The 17,786-nt window shown below is 71.2% G+C and carries 18 protein-coding genes; 6 read left to right on the top strand and 12 right to left on the bottom strand.

The window, feature by feature from the left end; genetic code table 11:
* The 4 genes from coaD to G6022_RS08145 form a co-directional block, all read right to left on the bottom strand.
* Positions 1-447: pantetheine-phosphate adenylyltransferase (gene coaD, locus G6022_RS08160; protein WP_182691343.1), on the bottom strand; the 447-nt coding region annotated here is incomplete at its 3' end.
* Entirely contained in the window at positions 444-1,031 is a 588-nt protein-coding gene (gene rsmD, locus G6022_RS08155; protein ID WP_182639246.1) for a 16S rRNA (guanine(966)-N(2))-methyltransferase RsmD, read from the bottom strand. The genes coaD and rsmD, both read right to left, overlap by 4 nt.
* A 29-nt stretch (positions 1,032-1,060) precedes the next feature.
* The gene (recG, locus tag G6022_RS08150; RefSeq protein WP_182639247.1) at positions 1,061-3,337 is read right to left on the bottom strand and encodes an ATP-dependent DNA helicase RecG; all 2,277 of its coding nucleotides are present in this window, start codon (positions 3,335-3,337) and stop codon (positions 1,061-1,063) included.
* On the bottom strand, positions 3,334-5,049 hold the full coding sequence (locus tag G6022_RS08145) for a DAK2 domain-containing protein (RefSeq protein WP_182639248.1): 1,716 nt from the start codon (positions 5,047-5,049) through the stop codon (positions 3,334-3,336). Before G6022_RS08145 ends, recG begins: the two co-directional genes overlap by 4 nt.
* Positions 5,050-5,178: 129 nt before the next feature.
* Between G6022_RS08145 and G6022_RS08140 the strand changes: the two genes are divergently transcribed.
* Positions 5,179-5,973, top strand: coding sequence for an enoyl-CoA hydratase-related protein (locus G6022_RS08140; RefSeq protein ID WP_182691340.1), 795 nt, complete (start codon positions 5,179-5,181; stop codon positions 5,971-5,973).
* Between the two features lie 36 nt (positions 5,974-6,009).
* On the opposite strand, the gene G6022_RS08135 is transcribed toward G6022_RS08140, so the two are convergent.
* Genes G6022_RS08135 through thiL form a run of 3 tightly spaced genes read right to left on the bottom strand, consistent with a single transcriptional unit; the run spans position 6,010 to position 8,242 of the window.
* Positions 6,010-6,720 (bottom strand): uracil-DNA glycosylase, encoded by a 711-nt coding sequence (locus tag G6022_RS08135; protein WP_182691338.1) that lies wholly within the window; start codon positions 6,718-6,720, stop codon positions 6,010-6,012.
* A gap of 4 nt (positions 6,721-6,724) precedes the next feature.
* Positions 6,725-7,246: a gamma carbonic anhydrase family protein gene (locus tag G6022_RS08130; RefSeq protein WP_182639794.1), complete on the bottom strand. Its 522-nt coding sequence runs from the start codon at positions 7,244-7,246 to the stop codon at positions 6,725-6,727.
* Between the two features lie 9 nt (positions 7,247-7,255).
* On the bottom strand, positions 7,256-8,242 hold the full coding sequence (thiL, locus tag G6022_RS08125) for a thiamine-phosphate kinase (protein ID WP_179525494.1): 987 nt from the start codon (positions 8,240-8,242) through the stop codon (positions 7,256-7,258).
* Positions 8,243-8,354: 112 nt separating this feature from the next.
* Here thiL and G6022_RS08120 point away from each other — a divergent pair, with 112 nt between their 5' ends.
* Entirely contained in the window at positions 8,355-8,993 is a 639-nt protein-coding gene (locus G6022_RS08120) for a DUF3515 domain-containing protein (RefSeq protein ID WP_182691336.1), read from the top strand.
* A gap of 10 nt (positions 8,994-9,003) precedes the next feature.
* Here the strand turns inward: G6022_RS08120 and G6022_RS08115 are convergent, their stop codons facing one another.
* Positions 9,004-10,110, bottom strand: coding sequence for a D-alanine--D-alanine ligase family protein (locus tag G6022_RS08115; RefSeq protein WP_182639623.1), 1,107 nt, complete (start codon positions 10,108-10,110; stop codon positions 9,004-9,006).
* Positions 10,111-10,120: 10 nt separating this feature from the next.
* Positions 10,121-11,119, bottom strand: a complete 999-nt coding sequence (locus G6022_RS08110; RefSeq protein ID WP_179525497.1) for an NAD(P)H-dependent glycerol-3-phosphate dehydrogenase — start codon at positions 11,117-11,119, stop codon at positions 10,121-10,123.
* 108 nt (positions 11,120-11,227) lie between these two features.
* On the opposite strand from G6022_RS08110, the gene cofC reads away from it, so the two are divergent.
* From cofC to G6022_RS08095, 3 genes are read left to right on the top strand one after another with little or no spacing between them, the layout of a single operon-like run.
* Entirely contained in the window at positions 11,228-11,950 is a 723-nt protein-coding gene (gene cofC, locus G6022_RS08105) for a 2-phospho-L-lactate guanylyltransferase (RefSeq protein ID WP_182691334.1), read from the top strand.
* On the top strand, positions 11,947-14,043 hold the full coding sequence (locus tag G6022_RS08100) for an RNA degradosome polyphosphate kinase (RefSeq protein WP_182609743.1): 2,097 nt from the start codon (positions 11,947-11,949) through the stop codon (positions 14,041-14,043). Before cofC ends, G6022_RS08100 begins: the two co-directional genes overlap by 4 nt.
* Positions 14,040-14,960, top strand: coding sequence for an NUDIX domain-containing protein (locus tag G6022_RS08095; protein WP_179525500.1), 921 nt, complete (start codon positions 14,040-14,042; stop codon positions 14,958-14,960). Before G6022_RS08100 ends, G6022_RS08095 begins: the two co-directional genes overlap by 4 nt.
* A 9-nt stretch (positions 14,961-14,969) precedes the next feature.
* On the opposite strand, the gene G6022_RS08090 is transcribed toward G6022_RS08095, so the two are convergent.
* The 3 genes from G6022_RS08090 to leuC form a co-directional block, all read right to left on the bottom strand.
* Entirely contained in the window at positions 14,970-15,350 is a 381-nt protein-coding gene (locus tag G6022_RS08090) for an HU family DNA-binding protein (protein WP_179525501.1), read from the bottom strand.
* 143 nt (positions 15,351-15,493) lie between these two features.
* Positions 15,494-16,099, bottom strand: a complete 606-nt coding sequence (leuD, locus tag G6022_RS08085) for a 3-isopropylmalate dehydratase small subunit (protein ID WP_182609742.1) — start codon at positions 16,097-16,099, stop codon at positions 15,494-15,496.
* A gap of 5 nt (positions 16,100-16,104) precedes the next feature.
* Entirely contained in the window at positions 16,105-17,571 is a 1,467-nt protein-coding gene (gene leuC / locus G6022_RS08080; RefSeq protein WP_182609741.1) for a 3-isopropylmalate dehydratase large subunit, read from the bottom strand.
* Positions 17,572-17,640: 69 nt separating this feature from the next.
* On the opposite strand from leuC, the gene G6022_RS08075 reads away from it, so the two are divergent.
* The coding region (locus G6022_RS08075) for a helix-turn-helix domain-containing protein (RefSeq protein WP_182691332.1) at positions 17,641-17,786 on the top strand (146 nt) is incomplete at its 3' end.

Raw genomic sequence — 17,786 nt, 5'->3', positions numbered from 1 at the left:
TGCGACGGGATCCGGCAGGAGATGCGAGACGTCCCCGCCCAGACGGGTGACCTCGCGGCACAGCGACGAGGACACGAAGGCCAGGTCCGCCCGGGTCGGCAGGAACACGGTGTCCACCCCCGCGATCGACCTGTTCATGTGGGCCATCGGCAGTTCGTAGTCGTAGTCGGTCGAGTCGCGCAGGCCCTTGATCACGGCCGTGGCGCCCTTCTCGCGGCAGTAGTCGACGAGCAACCCGTAGAAGCTGTCGACGCGGACCCCGGGGAGGTCGGTGCAGACCTCCTCGATGAGCGCCTTCCGCTCGTCGATGGTGAATGTCCCCTGCTTGTTGGGGTTGGCCACGACGCACACGATCACGTCGTCGAACAGCTGGGCCGACCTCCGGATGATGTCGAGGTGCCCGAGGGTCACCGGGTCGAACGAGCCTGGGCACACGACGGTGGTCATCGGGCGACCGTATCAACCGGCCGGGCGATCTCGACGGCGGTCTCCCCGTAGGTCCGTTCGAACTCCACCTCGTATCCGTCGGGCCATCGCACGGCCGGGTCCCGTCGGGACCTCTCCCACACCACGAGGGCGTCCCCGGCCAGCCAGCCTCCCGCCGACAACGCCTCGAGGACGGGGGCGTCGAGCTCCCCGGACTTCTCGTACGGCGGGTCTGCGAGGACGAGGTCGAACCCGCCGGCCACGGGGCACGGACCGGCGACGGCGGCGGGCAGCGCCGCCCGCTTCACGGTCGGGCGGACCGCCGGGAACGACGAGGACACACCCGCGGTGTTCGCGCGGATGCTCGCGACCGCCCGGGGGTTGTCCTCCACGAACCACACCACGTCGGCGCCCCGGGAGACCGCCTCCAAGCCGAGGGCGCCCGATCCCGCGAACAGGTCCAGCACGGCGGTTCCGTCCAGATCCATCCGGCTGGTGATCGCGCTGAACAGGGCCTCGCGGACGCGGTCGGTGGTGGGCCGGGTCCCCGAGGGCGGCACGGTGATCGACCGCCCGCGCAGGCGGCCCGAGATGATGCGGGTCATGACTCCCCCGATGGTCGAGATGGTGGTGGTCAGTACTTGAACAGGTAGTCCGACTCGTCCGAACCGGACAGTCGGCGGACCCGCTCGGCCAAAGCCGGGTGGGTGTCGAGCCCGGGGTCGGAGTCGAGGATCTCCTCGGCGTGGCGGCGTGCGATCTCGATGACCTCGCCGTCCTCGACGACGGACAACAACCGCAGCGAGGCAAGTGCACCCGACTGAGCGTCTCCGAGGACGTCACCCTCGCGGCGTTGGACCAGGTCGAGCTGCGCCAACAGGAACCCGTCGGTGGTGGCCGCGACGGCGTTCAACCGTTCCATCGCCTTGCCCCCCTCGCGGGAGTTGGTCACGAGCAGGCAGAGCCCGGGCAGGCCACCCCGACCCACCCGTCCACGGAGTTGGTGGAGCTGGCTCACCCCGAACCGGTCGGCGTCCATCACCACCATCACGGTGGCCTCCGGTACGTCCACCCCGACCTCGATCACGGTCGTCGACACCAGGACGTCGAGATCACCGGACGCGAACGCGGTCATGGTCGCGTCCTTCGCCTCGGGGGGCAGCCGACCGTGCATCAAGCCGATGCGGAGTCCCGCGAGAGGCCCGGTGGACAGGTACTGGTGGAGCTCCACGGCGGCGACCAGCGGGGGCCTGTCGCCGCCCTTGTCGTCGTCCCCCGCCTTCGGGGCCCCGTCCGGGGCGTCGGTGGTCTCGGCGTCGATCCGCGCACACACGACATACGCGCGATGACCAGCCCCGACCTCCTCCCGCACCCGCTCCCAGGTGCGCTCCACCCATCTCGGCCTGTCCCTGGCCGGCACGACGGAGGTCGAGATGGGTCTGCGTCCACCGGGCAGTTCACCCAGCTCGGAGACCTCCAGGTCGCCGAACACCGTCATCGCGATGGTGCGGGGGATCGGCGTCGCCGTCATCACCAGCAGGTGCGGGACCATCCCGTCCCGCCCCTTGGCGCGGAGCCGGTCACGCTGACGGACCCCGAAGCGGTGTTGTTCGTCGACCACGACCAGCCCCAGGTCGAAGAAGTCGACGGAGTCCTGGATGAGCGCGTGCGTCCCCACGACGATCCCGGCCTCCCCGGTGACGATGTCGAGCAGGGCCGCCCGGCGCTCCGCCGTGGACATGGACCCGGTCAGCAGCACGACCCGGGTGGCCTGGTCCGCGGCGCCGAGTCGGCCCCGCTCCCCCAGATCACCGAGCATGGCCGTCAACGAGCGGTGGTGTTGGGTGGCCAGGACCTCGGTGGGCGCCAGCATCACGCACTGGCGCCCCGCATCGACCACCTGGAGCATCGCGAGCAGCCCGACGACCGTCTTCCCGGAGCCGACCTCACCCTGGAGCAGACGGTTCATCGGTTCGTCGAGCGTGAGGTCCGCCGAGATCTCCTCGAGGACGGTCTGCTGCCCGGCGGTGAGCTCGAACGGCATCCGCGACTCCATCGCGGCTCGGACGCCGTCCCCGCGCACCGGGCTGGCCGGCGCCGGGTCACGGGCGACGAAGCGGCGCCGGGCCCCCAGCAGCAGCTGCAGTGCGATCGCCTCGTCGAACCGGAGGCGGTGGCCGGCCCTGTCCGCGTCCTCGACGCATCCGGGCAGGTGGGCCTTGCGCAGCGCCTCGTCGAGGCCCATCAACCCCGCGGCCTGCCGGACCGCGTCGTCGAGGGGGTCCACCACGGGGACCAGGGCGCGGATCGCGGTGACGACCGCACCGAGGAGGTCCCACGACGTCACACTCTCCTTGGCCGAGTAGATGGGCAGGAGCGGGCGGTCGAACAGGCTCGGGCCGCCCTCGGCGTCGATCTCCGCGGAGAGTCGCGCGAGCGCGGCGAGGTCACCCGAGCCCTTGAGCTGGCCGCCGGGCCCGGCGACCGATCGGAGGACCAGGAACTCGGGGTGCTTGAGATCCAGGGACTGGCGGAACCGCGACACCGTCCCGTCGAACATCGCCACCGTGCCCACCGGGAGCATGAACTTGATCCTGCGGCCGGCGAAGTAGACCACCTTGAACGTGGTGTCCTCGTCCTTCACGGTGAGCGTGAGCATCTCCCGCGGCTGGCCCTGCTTGGTGGTGTAGGTACGGGTCGCGGCGGTGGCGACGGTCCCGATGATCGTCACCCGCTCGCCGTCGACGAGTTCGCGCCTGTCGTAGCGCTGCCCGTGCTGCCGGTAGCGACGGGGCAGGGTGTGGAGCAGGTCGCCGACGGTCCGGTGGCCGAAGGCCGTGGTGATCCTCTCGGCCAGTCCGGCGTCGAGGACCTCCTCCAGCGGCGTGTCCGTGGTGGCGAACGCGGTCATTCGACCCCGACGTGCGCGAGCACCCGGCCCGGTCCGGCCGCGTATCCGGCGACCTCCACGTCGGGGTGACCGTCGCGGATCCGGGTCAGCGCCTCCTGCGTCGCGGCCTCGTCGTAGTCGGCGCCGAGCAGCAGGGTCACGAGTTCGCCGCCCGAGGAGAGCAGCCGATCCGCGAGCGCGCACACCGCGTCCACCGGGTCCGTCTCGATGAGGGCGACATCGTGGCCGACCATGCCGAGGAGGTCCCCGGCGGCGCAGCGACCCACCAGGGTGAGCGCGTCGTGTTCGGCCCGCACCAGGTGCGCGTGCCGGGTGGCCGCGGCCGCGTCCGCCATCCCGAAGCCGTCCAGGGACAACGTGGTCGAGGGGTCGTGGACGGCCAGCGCGGACAACCCCTGGACGACCGACCCCGTCGGGAGGATGAGGGCGTTGCCGTCGACGTCGCGCAGGGCGGCGTCGAGTGCTCCGATCTGCGCCCTGGACAGCTCACCGTTGGGCAGCACCAGCAACTCGTCCGCGGACAGTGCCAGCACCGCGTCGATCACCCCGCCCTCGTCCGGATCGACCGTTCGCGCCCCCGCGCCCGAGAACAGCTCGGCGAGCGGCCCGTCGGGGACGATCGCCACCACCGTCCGCTCGGGCTCGCGTCCGGTCCGGTCCGCCCCCTCCCCGGACCCATCCCGTCGACGGTGCCCTGTCGACGGGCTCCCGCCCACCGGGTCCAACATGTCCGTCACACGGATCTCGGTGACCCGGCCGAGCGAGAGCGCGACCTCGACCGCCGTTCCGATGTCGTCGGTGTGGACGTGGACCGCCCAGCGGGCGTTGTCCCCCGTTCCACCGTCGCCCACGACCACCACGCTGTCGCCCAGGGTCCGGAGAGCGGACCTGAGCTCGTCGGCGCGCGCGTCGTCCGAATGGGTCAGGGAGTACATGACCTCGTACCGGGTGTCGGCGGAGGACTCCGGGGCACCACCGTCCGTCCCGTCACACTGCGCGGACGGCTCGGTGAACGGGTCCTCGGGGACGAAGTAGTCCGGTCGCTCCGGCGCCTGTCCCCCGAGCACCTCGACCATGGTGTCCAGCAGCACCAGCAGGCCTCTGCCGCCCGCGTCCACGACCCCCGCCCGGGCCAGCGCGGGCAGCTGGGACGTCGTGCGGTCGAGGGCCTCCGCCCCGGCATCCGCGGCCGCCCGTGCCACCTCGACGAGCGAGGTCGCCGACGACCGACCGGCGCCCCCGGCGGCCTCCCGCAACACGGTCACGATGGTGCCCTCCACCGGATCGCTGAGCGCATGGTCGACGAGGGTCACCGCCGTCCGGAGCGCTCGACGGTAGGTGGAGGCGTCGACGACGGTGAAGGTCGCGGCCTCGCCGACCGCCCGGAGAACCTGGGACAGGATGACGCCGGAGTTGCCCCGCGCACCGTGGACGGCCCCGTGACCGAGCGCCACGGCGATCTCGCGGGCGCCGGCACTTCCCCCGCCCTCGGCGATCCACGCCTCCTCGCCCTCGGCCCTGTCGACCGCGGCTCTCATCGTGTAGAGCAGATTGGTCCCGGTGTCGGAGTCCGGCACCGGGAAGACGTTCAGGGCGTTGATCTCCTCGCGGTGGGTCGCCAGATGTTCCACACACCGACGCGCCCACCCCAGAAGCCCGTGGGCGTCCAGTGATGACGGACGTTCCTCGACACTCGTCGACTCCTGTGCCATCACCCCTCCTCGGCGTCCGTCCACCCCAACGGTCCGACTCCGTCGGTCGGCGCGGCCAAGCCTAGTACCCTCACCTTGCGACAGCCGTCGAAAAGGCCGAGACGGCCCGTACCACTCCCTGGAGCCCAGATGACCACTGCCCTGAACGCCACTCCCCTCGTCACCCTCGAGGACGGTGTGCTCACCATCCCCATCTCCCTCGAGGGCAGGGGGAACTCGCTGGACTCCGACGCCGTCACCCAGGCCGGAACCGCACTGGCCGCGCTCCTCGCCGGCGAGATCGACGCCGGTGCGATCCTCCTCGTGGGCCTGGGCAGGAACTTCTGCGCGGGTGGGAACGTGCCCGGCTTCGCCGCCGCCGAGGACCGCTCGGAGCACGTCCGCGAGCTGGCCGACCGGTTGCACGTGGTGGTCAGGCAACTGGAGGAGGCACCTGTGCCGGTGGTGGCCGCGGTGGCCGGCTGGGCCGCGGGGGCCGGGCTCTCCCTCGCGTTGGCCGCCGACTTCTCCGTCGGGGGCCCGGACACCCGCCTGCTCGCGGCCTACCCGGGTATCGGCCTGTCACCGGACGGCGGGATGTCCTGGCGGCTGCCCCGCGCGATCGGGCCCGCGGCGGCCCGGGCGTTCATCCTGGGCAACGAGCCGGTGGACGGGGCGCGGGCCTACGGGATCGGACTGCTCACCACCTACACGGAGGAGGACGTCTCCACCACGGCTCGTGCGCTGGCGGTCCGCCTCGCGGCGGGCCCGCGTGCCTCCTATGCCGCCACCAAGGAGCTGTTGCGACGGTCCGGCGAGAGGACTCTCGCGCAGCAGCTCGACGCCGAGCGGGACGCCATCGCGGCGCTCGCGGTGTCGCCCGACGGCATCGAGGGAGTGGACGCGTTCGTCGCCAAGCGCACCCCGCGCTTCGGTGGGGCCTGAGCGCACCCCGCGCTTCGGTGGGGCCTGAGCGCGCCTCTACGTCTGCTCCGGCATCTCCGGCAGTCGCCAGTCGACGGGGTCCACGCCGAGTCGGTGCAGTTCGTCGTTCGCGCGGCTGAACGGCCGGGAACCGAAGAACCCTCGCGAGGCCGACAGGGGTGAGGGGTGGGCGGAGGCGATGACCGGGGTGTCGCCGAGCATCGGCGCCAGGGACTGTGCCTGGCGGCCCCAGAGAATCGCCACCAGCGGACGGCCGCGCTCCACCAGCGCCTCGATCGCGCGCCCGGTGACCTCCTCCCACCCCTTCCGTCGGTGAGAGGCCGGCTGCCCCGGCGTCACCGTGAGGACCCGGTTGAGCAGGAGGATCCCGCTGCCGGCCCAGGAGCTCAGGTCGCCGTGCCGGGGGGCCGGCAGCCCCAGATCGTCGGAGTACTCGCGGTAGATGTTGACCAGGCTCCGTGGCAGGGGGCGGACGTGGCCGTCCACGGCGAAGCTCAGGCCGACGGCGTGCCCGGGCGTCGGATACGGATCCTGACCCACGATCAGCACGCGGACGTCGTCGAACGGCTGGGTGAAGGCGCGCAGGATCCGTTCACCCTCCGGCAGGTATCCGCGGCCCGCGACTTCCTCCGCGCGGAGGAAGTCGCCCATCCGGTGGATGCGGTCCTCCACCGGCGCCAACGCGCTCGCCCACCCCGGGTCGACGACCTCCCCCAGCGGAGGTCGAGCCGACCGGTCGCCCGCCACCCGGTCAGTCGATCCGTCGGAGTTCGGAGCGGTACCGCATCGCGTTGTCGTGGTACTTCTGCGTGTTCCCCTCGAGCATCGCCGGGTCCACCTCGTACCCCTCGCGGATCCTCGCGGGGGCTCCCATCGCCATCCGCGCGGGGGGCAGTTCGAACCGTGGCGGGATCAGACACCCGGCGGCGACGACCGCCCCGGCACCGATCACGGCGCCGTTGAGCACGATCGAACCGGAGGAGACCAGGGCTCCGTCCCCGATGGTCGCCCCCTCGATGTGCGCGTTGTGCCCCACGATGCAGTGCTCCCCGAGCACCGTCGGTTCCGACTCCGTGCAGTGGACGATCGTGCCGTCCTGGATGTTGGTCATGGCGCCGACCTCGATGCGCCCGTAGTCGCCGCGGAGGACGGCGGTCGGCCACACGGACACGCCCGGTCCCAGGCGGACGCGACCGATCACCACCGCGTCGGGGTGCACCCAGGCGTCGGGGGCGATGTCGGGTTCGAGGTCTCCGAGTGCGTAGACAGCCATGCGGCCAGCCTAGTTCGCACCCCGCGCGGAGTCCCAGCCCCCGGGGGTCCGCGGGCGCCCGTCGAGGGAGACGGTTCCGGGGTCTCCCTCGTGGATCGTCCCGATGACGGTGAAACCCGGGGGGACGGTGGTCCCGGGCGGGAAGGTGCCCAGCAGACCGTGGTCCTCACCGCCGTCGAGGATCCAGTCCGCGATCTGCGCCTCCGGATCGGGGAGACCCAGGACGGCGGCGGCCTCGCCCAGGCGGGGGTCGACGGGGAGCGCGTCGACGACGAGGTCCGCCGCGACGCCGGAGGCCCGCGCCATCCCCGACAGGTCGCGCATCAGGCCGTCGCTGACGTCGGTGAGCGCGCTGGCGCCGGCGAGTCTGGCCGCCCTCCCGGAACCGATCGGGGGCACGGGGACCCGGTGGGCCTGCTGCAGAGGGCCCTCGGTGTGACCCGCCAGCAGCAGTGCCAACCCCGCCGCGGAGCGACCGGGTTCACCGGTGAGCGCCACCCTGTCGCCGGGGGCGGCGCCGTCGATCCGCAGGGGGCACGCCCCGTCCGGGAGGGTGCCCATCGCCGTGACACTGACGACGACGAGGTGAGCGCTGGTGAGATCACCGCCCACCACCACGGCACCGGATCGCGCGGCCTCCCCGTGGATCCCGGCGGCCAGCTCCCCGATCTGCTCCATCGTCGTCTCCCCTGGCACCGCCAGGGCCACGAGGACGCGGGAGCAGTCCGCGCCCATGGCCAGCACGTCGGAGACGTTCTGCGCGACGGCACGGCGACCGATGTCCCTCCACGTGGTCAGGTCCAGGCGGAAGTGGGTCCCCTCGACCAGCATGTCCGTCGTCACCACCGTCGCCGCGGCCGGACCGAGGACGGCGGCGTCGTCCCCGTTGCCCACCGGGTCGCCGTGGTGGGCGTCCCCCGGACCGCTCAACACCGCCAGCACCCCGGCCTCCCCCACCTCCGCGACGGTCAGGGGCCGTTCTGTCGCAGGGCTCATCGGTGTCCTCGGAGGTCAGGCGCCGGGAGGCTCGGCGGGTGGCTGTAGCGTTGCCGACAGGCTAGCGGCCGCCACCCCGGGCGGCCGACCGCGGGAGAGAGGACTACTCGAGGTGGGCAGCACGGACACGGTCTCGGGCGACGGTCGCGACGCGGGCGACCCGGGGGGCCGGACACCGGACGGCCGGTCATCCGACGGCGGCCACCGACCGCCGGTCTCGCCCCTCGTGGTGATCGCGGCGGTACTCGTCCCCCTGGTGCTGCTCGCCGTGGTCCTCGTCCTGGTGCGGGACGTCCGCGACGAGGCGGCCGAGTCCGCCGCGAGCGAGCCCGTGACCGCGGTGACCATCCCGGCCCCCGGGGCCGACTCCGAGGAGTGCCTGTCGCTGGTCGAGTCCCTCCCGGACACCCTCGGTGAGGCGAACCGGGTCGCGTTCGTCGAGCCCGCACCGCCGGGCGCCGCGGCCTACCGGCTGCCCGATGCCGAGACCGTCGTCGTCCGCTGTGGTCTCCCCGCCCCGCCGACCTTCACCGTCGGGGTGCCGCTCCAGGAGGTCAACGGCGTCCAGTGGTTCAACGAACCGGACCCGGACCCCGCTGTGACGTCGTCCACGTGGGTCGCCGTCGACCGACCGGAGTACATCGCGGTCACCCTCCCCGCGACCGGCGGTACCGGTCCGATCCAGGATCTCTCGGACGCCCTCACCGCCGGTCTCGAGGCCGTCGAACCGCGGCCCGCGCCGATCGGGTGACCGGGCGGGGTCAGCAGCCGGCGAGCGCTGTCCTCACGAGAGTGTCGAGCAGGGTCCGGTAGTCGACGCCGGAGGCCGCCCACATCTGCGGGTACATCGAGATCGGGGTGAACCCCGGCATGGTGTTGACCTCGTTGATCACCGGACCGTCCTCGGTGACGAAGAAGTCGACCCGGCTCAGCCCCCGGGCATCCAGGGCGTGGAACGCCTCGACGGCCAGGGCGCGCAGCCGGTCGGTGTCCGCGTCGGGGAGCAGCGCGGGGAGGTCGAACGTGCAGACGTCGTCGAGGTACTTGGTGTCGAAGTCGTAGAAGGAGTCGCCCTCGGTCTCGCCCTCCAGACCGGTGGGCTCACCGGGGATGTGCAGTTCGGCGGGCAGGCTCGCCTCCACCCGACCGTCCGGGTACTGCAGGACACCGCATTCGACCTCGCGGCCCACGATGGCGGCCTCGACGATCACCTTGGGGTCGAACCGGCGGGCCTCGGCGATGGCCGCGTCCAGATCCGCCGCGCGGGAGACCTTGGTGATCCCGATGGACGAGCCACCGCGGGCGGGCTTGACGAACAACGGGAACCCGAGCCGGTCGAGTTCCGTCTGCGGCAGCGTCGCGATCCCGGGACGCAGCACCACCTGCTCACCGATCGGCAGACCCGCCGCACCCAGCACGACCTTGGTGAACTCCTTGTCCATGCCGGCCGCACTGGCGAACACCCCCGGACCCACGTAGGGGATCCCCGAGAGTTCGAGGAGTCCCTGGACGGTGCCGTCCTCCGCGTGGGTGCCGTGCATGACGGGGAAGACCACGTCCACGCGGGCGGCCTGCTCACCGGCCCGCTCCCCGTCCACGTACCGCAGGACCCCGCGGTCACCGGTGGACAGTCCCAGCGCCACCTGTGGTCGCCCCGGGTCGACCTCCGGCATGACGCGGTCGACGATCCGCAGGCCCGACACGTCGTCGGGACCCAGGGTCCACCGCCCCGATCCGGTGATCCCGACGGGGATCACCTCGTAGACGGATCGGTCGAGATGTGCCATGACGGCGCCGGCGGACACGCAGCTCACGGAGTGCTCCGTGCTGCGGCCGCCGTAGAGGACGGCAACGGTGATGCGATTCACCGGGCCGAGGCTACTCGGGCTTGGTGCTCCGTCTCATGAGGCGCACCGCCACCTCGACGGCGTCACCACCCTCGTGGCAGATCTCGTGGACGGCCTCGGTGAGCGGCATCTCGACCCCGACCTGTCGGGCGAGCGCACGGATGGAGGTGCAGGACTTGACCCCCTCCGCGACCTGTCCGTTGGTGGCCTCCTGGGCCTGCTCCAGGGTTTCGCCCTTGCCCAGCCGTTCACCGAAGGTCCGGTTGCGGGACAGGGGCGAGGTGCAGGTGGCGACGAGGTCGCCGAGCCCCGCGAGTCCGGCGAAGGTCATCTGGTTGGCGCCGAGCGCCACCCCGAGCCTCGTCGACTCCGCCAACCCACGGGTGACGAGCGTGGCCATGGTGTTGTCACCCAGGCCCATCCCGGTGGCGATGCCACACACCAGAGCGATGACGTTCTTGGTGGAGCCTCCGATCTCGCACCCCACCACATCGGTGTTGGTGTAGGGACGGAAGTAGGGGGTGGAGAACGCGTCCTGCAGGCGGGCCGCCCGGTCGACGTCCGTACAGGCGATCACCGTCGCCGCAGGCTGACCCTCGGCGATCTCCCGCGCGAGGTTGGGGCCGGACAACGCGGCGATCCTGTCCCCCGTCAACCCGGTGACCTCGGCGACGACCTCGCTGATGCGCATCAGCGACCCGGTCTCGATCCCCTTCGCCAGGGAGATCACCCCGGCGTCCGACTCGAGGAGGTCGACCCATTTCTCCAGGTTCCCCCTCAGGCTCTGCGACGGGACGGCCAGGACGACCTCGTGGGAGCCCGCGAGCACCTCGGCCGGGTCCGTCGAGGCGGTCACCGTCGCGGGCAGGACGATGCCCGGCAGGTACTTCTCGTTACAGTGCCGCTCGTTGATCCCGTCGGCCACCTCGTCCCGGCGGGCCCACATGACCACCTCCGACCCCGCGTCCGCGAGCACCTTGCCGACGGCGGTCCCCCACGACCCCGCACCCATCACCGCGACCCGCGCCATTTCGCCTCCCGGCTCGTCGTCCCCCACCCGGGCCATCGCCGGTGGATCGTGTGCAAACGCTACCCGGCCCGGCGCGCTCGCGAGGGTCTGCTGGCAGGATGGCGGTCGATGAGTACGGTGTCGGGTCACGGGGCGACTGACGGCGGGTGGACGATAGTCGTCCCCGTCAAGGCCCTCGACCGCGCCAAGAGCCGCCTCGCCCGCGCTCTGCCCGCGTCCGACAGGCGGGCCCTCGCCCTCGCGATGGCCGCGGACGTGTTCCGCACCTGCGTCGCGACGCCCGGTGTCTCCCGGGTGCGGGTGGTGACCTCGGACCCCGATGTGGCGGCGCTCGCCCGCCTCCTGACGGTCGAGATCGTCCCGGAACCGGTCGACGCGCCGGGACGGCCGGACGGCGATCCGCTCAACGCGGCGCTCACCGAGGCGATCCACGGCGTACCCGGCCCGGTGGGCGTGGTGACCGCTGATCTGCCCGAACTCGCGGCGCCCCAGCTCGCCCGGGTGCTCACGGCGGCCTCCCGGCACCCGCATTCGATCGTCCCCGACCATCGTGGCGCCGGGACGACCATGGCGTTCTGGACCGGTCCGGCCGGCGTGCGCGTGCCCCGGTTCGGGCCCGACTCCGCCGCCCGACACCTGTCCGAGGGTGGTGCCGTCCCGCTCGGCGGGGCCGATCCCTCGGGCGCGGCCGGTCGCGACGTCGACACCCCCGAGGACGTCCTGGCACTGACCGGACGCGCCGTGGGTGAGGCCACCGCGGCGGTGTTGAGGACCCCCTCCGTGAGTCAACGTGCTCACTCCGCCGGGGTATCGGCCACAATGGTCCGGTGACCGCAGACGACCCCGTGCTCGAGCAACTCCCCCGACCCCGTGACCGCTACCTCAACCGAGAACTCAGCTGGCTCGACTTCAACGCACGAGTGTTGGCCCTGGCGGGCGAGAAGGACCTGCCGCTACTCGAGAGGGCCAAGTTCCTCGCGATCTTCGCGTCGAATCTCGACGAGTTCTACATGGTGCGGGTGGCCGGCCTCAAGCGCCGCGACAAGACGGGTCTGTCGGTCAGATCCGCCGACGGCCAGACGCCCGCCGAGCAGCTCGGCCGGATCAGTGTCCGGACCCGCGAGCTCTGCGACGAGCAGACCCGGTTGTTCCACGACGAGATCAGACCCGAACTCGAGCAACACGGGATCCGGATCCTGCCCTGGGGCGAGCTCACCGCCGACGAGCGGTTCTCCCTGGCGGAGCTGTTCAGGAACTCGATCTTCCCCGTCCTCACACCGCTCGCCGTCGACCCGGCGCACCCCTTCCCCTACATCTCCGGACTCAGCCTCAACCTCGCGGTGATCATCCGCGACATCGGTTCGGGGCAGGAGCACTTCGCCCGGGTCAAGATCCCCCACAACGTGCCCCGGTTCGTCAGGGTCGCCCGGGACGCGGAGGACGAGTACTCGTTCGTGCCCGCCGAGGAGATCATCGCGGCCCACCTCGGCGACCTGTTCCAGGGCATGGAGGTGGTCGAGCACCACGTCTTCCGCGTGACCCGCAACGCGGACATGGAGGTCGAGGAGGACCGTGACGAGGACCTGCTGCAGGCGCTCGAGCGCGAGCTCGCCCGCCGCCGCTTCGGCTCCGCCGTGCGGCTGGAGATCGCCGAGGACATGACGCCGCGGATGCTCCGGATCCTCCAGCACGAACTCGACGTGGACTCCGAGGACGTGATCCGGTTCTCGGGACTGCTCGATCTGACGGGACTGTGGCAGATCCACGGCCTGGACATGCCCGACCTCAAGGATCCGGCGATGGTCCCCGCCACCCCCCCGGCATTCGGTGAGCGTGAGACCGCCCGGAACATCTTCGCGTCCCTCCAGGAGGGCGACGTCCTCGTCGAGCACCCGTATGACTCGTTCGCGACCACCGTCCAGCGGTTCATCGAACAGGCTGCTGCGGACGAGAACGTGCTGGCGATCAAACAGACCCTGTACCGGACCTCCGGCGACTCCCCCATCGTCAACGCTCTCGTCGACGCCGCGGCGGCAGGCAAGCAGGTCGTCGCACTGGTGGAGATCAAGGCCCGCTTCGACGAGCAGAACAACATCCGCTGGGCGCGAGAGCTCGAACAGGCCGGTGTCCACGTGGTGTACGGCCTGCTGGGACTCAAGACACACTGCAAGACCTGCCTGGTGGTCCGGAAGGAGGGCGACCGGCTACAGCGTTACGCCCACATCGGCACCGGGAACTACAACCCCAAGACGGCCCGCCTGTACGAGGACGTGGGGTTGTTCACCGCGGACGAGGAGGTCGTGTCCGATCTGACGGACCTGTTCAACCACCTCACCGGGTTCTCCAACGTCTCCAAGTACCGACGACTGCTCGTGGCCCCCGAGGGGATCCGCTCGGGGATCATCGAGCGGATCGACCGCGAGATCGGCTTCGCGGCCGAGGGTCGCGAGGCGGGGATCCGGCTCAAGGCCAACGCGCTGGTCGACGAGCAGATCATCGACGCCCTCTACCGGGCCTCGCAGGCGGGCGTGCAGGTCGACATCGTGGTCCGCGGGATCTGTGCCCTGCGCGCCGGTGTCCCCGGGCTCAGCGAGAACATCCACGTCCGCTCGATCCTCGGACGCTTCCTCGAGCACTCGCGGATCCTCAACTTCCGCGGGGCGGACGAGGTGCTCATCGGCAGCGCCGACATGATGCACCGGAACCTCGACCGCCGGGTCGAGGTGATGACCACCGTCACCGACCCCCGGCTCAAGGGTCAGATCCACCGCATCTTCGACTCCGCCCTCGACCCGGCCACGCGCAGCTTCCATCTGAGGCCTGACGCCTCGTGGGCGCGGATGCCCGCCCCCGGGGACCGGTCCGACTCGGTCGACCACCAGGAGCGCATGGCCTCCGTCCACGCGGGGTTCCGGGACCGATGAGCAGGAAGTCGAACGGCGGCCGGACCAGCGTCCGGGTGGTCCCCGCGGCCGGGGCCGTCCTGTACCGCATGGACGGGGGGTCCGCCCGCTGCGCCGTGGTCCACCGCCCCCGGTACGACGACTGGTCGTTGCCCAAGGGCAAGGTCGATCCCGGTGAGTCGCTGCCCGTCACCGCGGTGCGCGAGATCGCGGAGGAGACGGGGTTCTCCGCGGCTCTCGAGTCCAGGATCGGGACCACCGCGTACCCGCTCAAGGAGAACACCCGGAAGGAGGTCACCTACTGGTCCGCGCTCGCGTCCGGGGGTGGCTTCGAGCCCAACTCCGAGGTCGACGACATCCGGTGGCTCCCGGTCGACGAGGCCAAGGAACTGGTCTCGTACGCACTGGACCGCAAGATCCTGACGCGCTTCGCCGCGGCCCGGCCCGTGGATTCTGTCCTCCTGCTGGTCAGACACGCCAAGGCGGGGAGCCGCTCGGAATGGAGTGGTGACGACTCGTCGCGCCCGCTCGACAAGGCCGGACGCACCCAGGCAGAACTCCTGGTCCCGATGCTCAGGGCGTTCGGCGTCCGGAGGCTCCACAGTGCCCCCCGGGTGCGGTGTGAGCAGACCCTGGCCCCACTCGCCGACGAGCTCGGGGTCGGGGTCACACCCGAGCCGGTTCTGAGCGACGAGGCGTACCTCGACGATCCCGCCGCCGCCCGCGCCCGCCTCCTCGAGATCGCCGGCGGCGACGGGGTGGCAGCGGTGAGTTCTCAGGGGACCGCGATCCCCGGCCTCCTGGGCGACCTGGCCGAACGTGCCGGTATCGACGTGGGGGACACCTCGACCAAGAAGTCCGGCGCCTGGGGGCTGGGGTTCGACGGTGGGACCCTGGTGTTCGCCGACTACTACCCGAGCCCGCTCCCCGTGCGGTGAGGCAGGCGCTCAGCTGACCTTGTCGCGGTGGTTGACACCGTTCTTCCCGACACCGCCGAAGGACTGGTGCGAACTGGACCGCTTGGCGGCGAGGCGACCCTCGGGGAGGGTCTCGGTGCCCTGGACGACGGACTTGAAATACTGCCCGGGCCGGAACGCCGGCGAATACGTGGGTGGGACGGGGATGGACTCACCGGTGTGCGGGTTGCGCGCGACCCTCGCCGCGCGTGCGCGCTTCTCGAAGATGCCGAATCCCATGATGGTGATGGACTCTCCGGCCGCCACCGCCCGCACGATGATGTCGAGAGTGTTCTCCAGCGCCTCGGTGGCGAGCTGCTGGTCTCCGTCCATCCGTTCCGCCAGCTCGGCGATCAGGTCGGCCTTGTTCACGAGGGATCCCCCTTAGGGTGAGTACGCCGACGCGGCAGAGCACCGCGTCATACGAAATATAAGCATACTCACACGTTGCCGTCACGGGGAGCGTTCCGGACGTGACTCCGGACCGGTCGGTCAGCCGCCAGGTGCCCGGTCGGTCAGCCGCGACCGGGCAGCGTGGTGACGGGCTTGAAGGTCGGCCTGCGCTGCTCGAACTCCGCGATCGCATCGGCCTGCCGGAGGGTGAGCCCGATGTCGTCGAGACCTTCCATGAGGCGCCAGCGGGTGTAGTCGTCGATCTCGAACGGGACGGTCACGTCCCCCGCGGTCACGGTCCGGGTCCCCAGGTCGACGGTCAACTCGAGGCCCGGACGCTCGTCCATGATCTTCCACAGCAGGTCGACGTTCTGCTGCTCGACCTGCGCGGCCACCAGTCCGGACTTGCCGGAGTTGCCGCGGAAGATATCGGCGAAGCGCGAGGAGATGACGACGCGGAAGCCGAAGTCCTTCAGGGCCCAGACCGCGTGCTCGCGCGACGAGCCGGTGCCGAAGTCCGGACCCGCCACGAGCACCGAGGCGCGGTCGTACGGGGAACGGTTGAGGACGAAGTCGGGTTCGTTCGCTCGCCAGGACGAGAACAGTCCGTCCTCGAAACCGGTGCGGGTGACGCGCTTGAGGTACTCGGCGGGGATGATCTGGTCGGTGTCCACGTTGGACCGGTGCAACGGCGCCCCGATGCCGGTGTGGGTGGTGATCGGCTCCATGATGATCAGGCCCCCTTCGCGGGCTCGAGATCGGCGGGCGAGGCCAGGCGGCCGACGACGGCCGTGGCCGCGGCGACCGCCGGGCTGACGAGATGGGTACGGGCACCCTTGCCCTGGCGGCCCTCGAAATTGCGGTTGGAGGTCGAGGCACAGCGCTGGCCGGGCTCGAGTGAGTCCGGGTTCATCCCGAGACACATGGAGCACCCCGGTTGACGCCACTCGGCGCCGAACGCGGTGAACACCTTGTCCAGGCCCTCCTGCTCGGCGAGCTGGCGCACCTGCATCGATCCCGGGACGACCAGCATCCGGACACCCTCGGCGACCGCGCGGCCGTCGATGATCTCCGCCACGGTCCGGAGGTCCTCGATACGCCCGTTGGTGCACGAGCCCACGAAGACCACGTCCACCGGGACATCGCGCAACGGGGTGCCGGCCTCGAGGTCCATGTACTCGAGCGCACCCTCGGCGGCGACACGGTCGCTCTCGTCCCCGAAGGACTCCGGGTGCGGGACGGTGGACCCGAGGGGCACACCCTGGCCGGGGTTGGTGCCCCAGGTGACGAACGGGGTGAGGGCGGAGCCGTCGATCACCACCTCGGTGTCGAACACCGCGTCATCGTCGGTCCGCAGGCCGGTCCAGTACTCGACGGCGGCGTCCCACTCCTCCCCGGCGGGGGCGTGCGGCCGCCCCTTCAGGTAGTCGTAAGTGGTCTGGTCCGGGGCGATCATCCCGGCCCGGGCGCCGGCCTCGATGCTCATGTTGCAGATGGTCATCCGCGCCTCCATCGAGAGCTTCTCGATGGCCTCGCCGCGGTACTCGATGATGTGCCCCTGACCCCCGCCCGTCCCGATCTGGGCGATCACGGCCAGGATGAGGTCCTTGGCGGAGACCCCCGGCTGCAGTTCGCCGGTGACGGTGACGGCCATGGTCCTGAACGGCCGCAGCGACAGTGTCTGGGTGGCCATGACGTGCTCGACCTCGGACGTCCCGATACCCATCGCGATGGAGCCGAACGCTCCGTGGGTCGAGGTGTGCGAGTCTCCGCACACGACGGTCATGCCGGGCTGGGTCAGGCCGAGCTGGGGCCCGATGATGTGGACGATGCCCTGCCCCGGGTCACCCATCGGGTACGCCCGGACCCCGAACTCCTCGCAGTTGGTGCGCAGCGTCTCGATCTGGGTCCGTGAGACGCGGTCGGCGATGAGGTTGACGGCCCCGCCGACGATGTCGGTCGGGACGTTGTGGTCCTCGGTCGCCAGGGTGAGGTCCGGACGGCGCAGGCCGCGGCCCGCCAGCCGGAGTCCGTCGAAGGCCTGCGGGCTGGTGACCTCGTGGATGAGGTGGAGATCGACGTAGATGAGGTCCGGCTGACGGGCTTCGCCCTCCCCCTCGCCCCTGACCACCACGTGGTCGTCCCAGACCTTCTCCGCCAGGGTTCGGCCCCGGGCACCTCCGGACGGTGTCACACTCATCACGCCTCCAGTCCACGCCCGGGTGTCGAACCGATGGATTCTCACCATGTAGGACGCTATAGTCGAACTGTGAGACAGTATAGCGGGATCGGAGTCCTCGACAAAGCCATGACGGTGCTCCACGCGGTGGCCGAGCAGCCGTGCGTCCTGGCCGACCTCTGCGAGCGCACCGGACTCCCCCGGGCCACCGCCCACCGGCTCGCGGTGGGCCTCGA

Origin of the sequence: Dietzia sp. Cai40 (assembly GCF_014145165.1) — a bacterium.
In the GTDB taxonomy this organism is placed as follows: Bacteria; Actinomycetota; Actinomycetes; order Mycobacteriales; family Mycobacteriaceae; genus Dietzia; species Dietzia natronolimnaea.
This window is presented reverse-complemented; position numbering and strand designations above follow the sequence as displayed.

Excerpts from the sequence above, each read along its gene's own strand:
- G6022_RS08145 (WP_182639248.1), bottom strand. The coding sequence starts at position 5,049 with ATGGCACAGGAGTCGACGAGTGTCGAGGAACGTCCGTCATCACTGGAC.
- leuD (WP_182609742.1), bottom strand. The coding sequence starts at position 16,099 with ATGGAGCCGATCACCACCCACACCGGCATCGGGGCGCCGTTGCACCGG.
- recG (WP_182639247.1), bottom strand. The coding sequence starts at position 3,337 with ATGACCGCGTTCGCCACCACGGACACGCCGCTGGAGGAGGTCCTCGAC.
- G6022_RS08110 (WP_179525497.1), bottom strand. The coding sequence starts at position 11,119 with ATGGCGCGGGTCGCGGTGATGGGTGCGGGGTCGTGGGGGACCGCCGTC.
- thiL (WP_179525494.1), bottom strand. The coding sequence starts at position 8,242 with ATGAGCCCTGCGACAGAACGGCCCCTGACCGTCGCGGAGGTGGGGGAG.
- G6022_RS08140 (WP_182691340.1), top strand. The coding sequence starts at position 5,179 with ATGACCACTGCCCTGAACGCCACTCCCCTCGTCACCCTCGAGGACGGT.
- rsmD (WP_182639246.1), bottom strand. The coding sequence starts at position 1,031 with ATGACCCGCATCATCTCGGGCCGCCTGCGCGGGCGGTCGATCACCGTG.
- leuC (WP_182609741.1), bottom strand. The coding sequence starts at position 17,571 with ATGAGTGTGACACCGTCCGGAGGTGCCCGGGGCCGAACCCTGGCGGAG.
- cofC (WP_182691334.1), top strand. The coding sequence starts at position 11,228 with ATGAGTACGGTGTCGGGTCACGGGGCGACTGACGGCGGGTGGACGATA.
- G6022_RS08095 (WP_179525500.1), top strand. The coding sequence starts at position 14,040 with ATGAGCAGGAAGTCGAACGGCGGCCGGACCAGCGTCCGGGTGGTCCCC.
- G6022_RS08130 (WP_182639794.1), bottom strand. The coding sequence starts at position 7,246 with ATGGCTGTCTACGCACTCGGAGACCTCGAACCCGACATCGCCCCCGAC.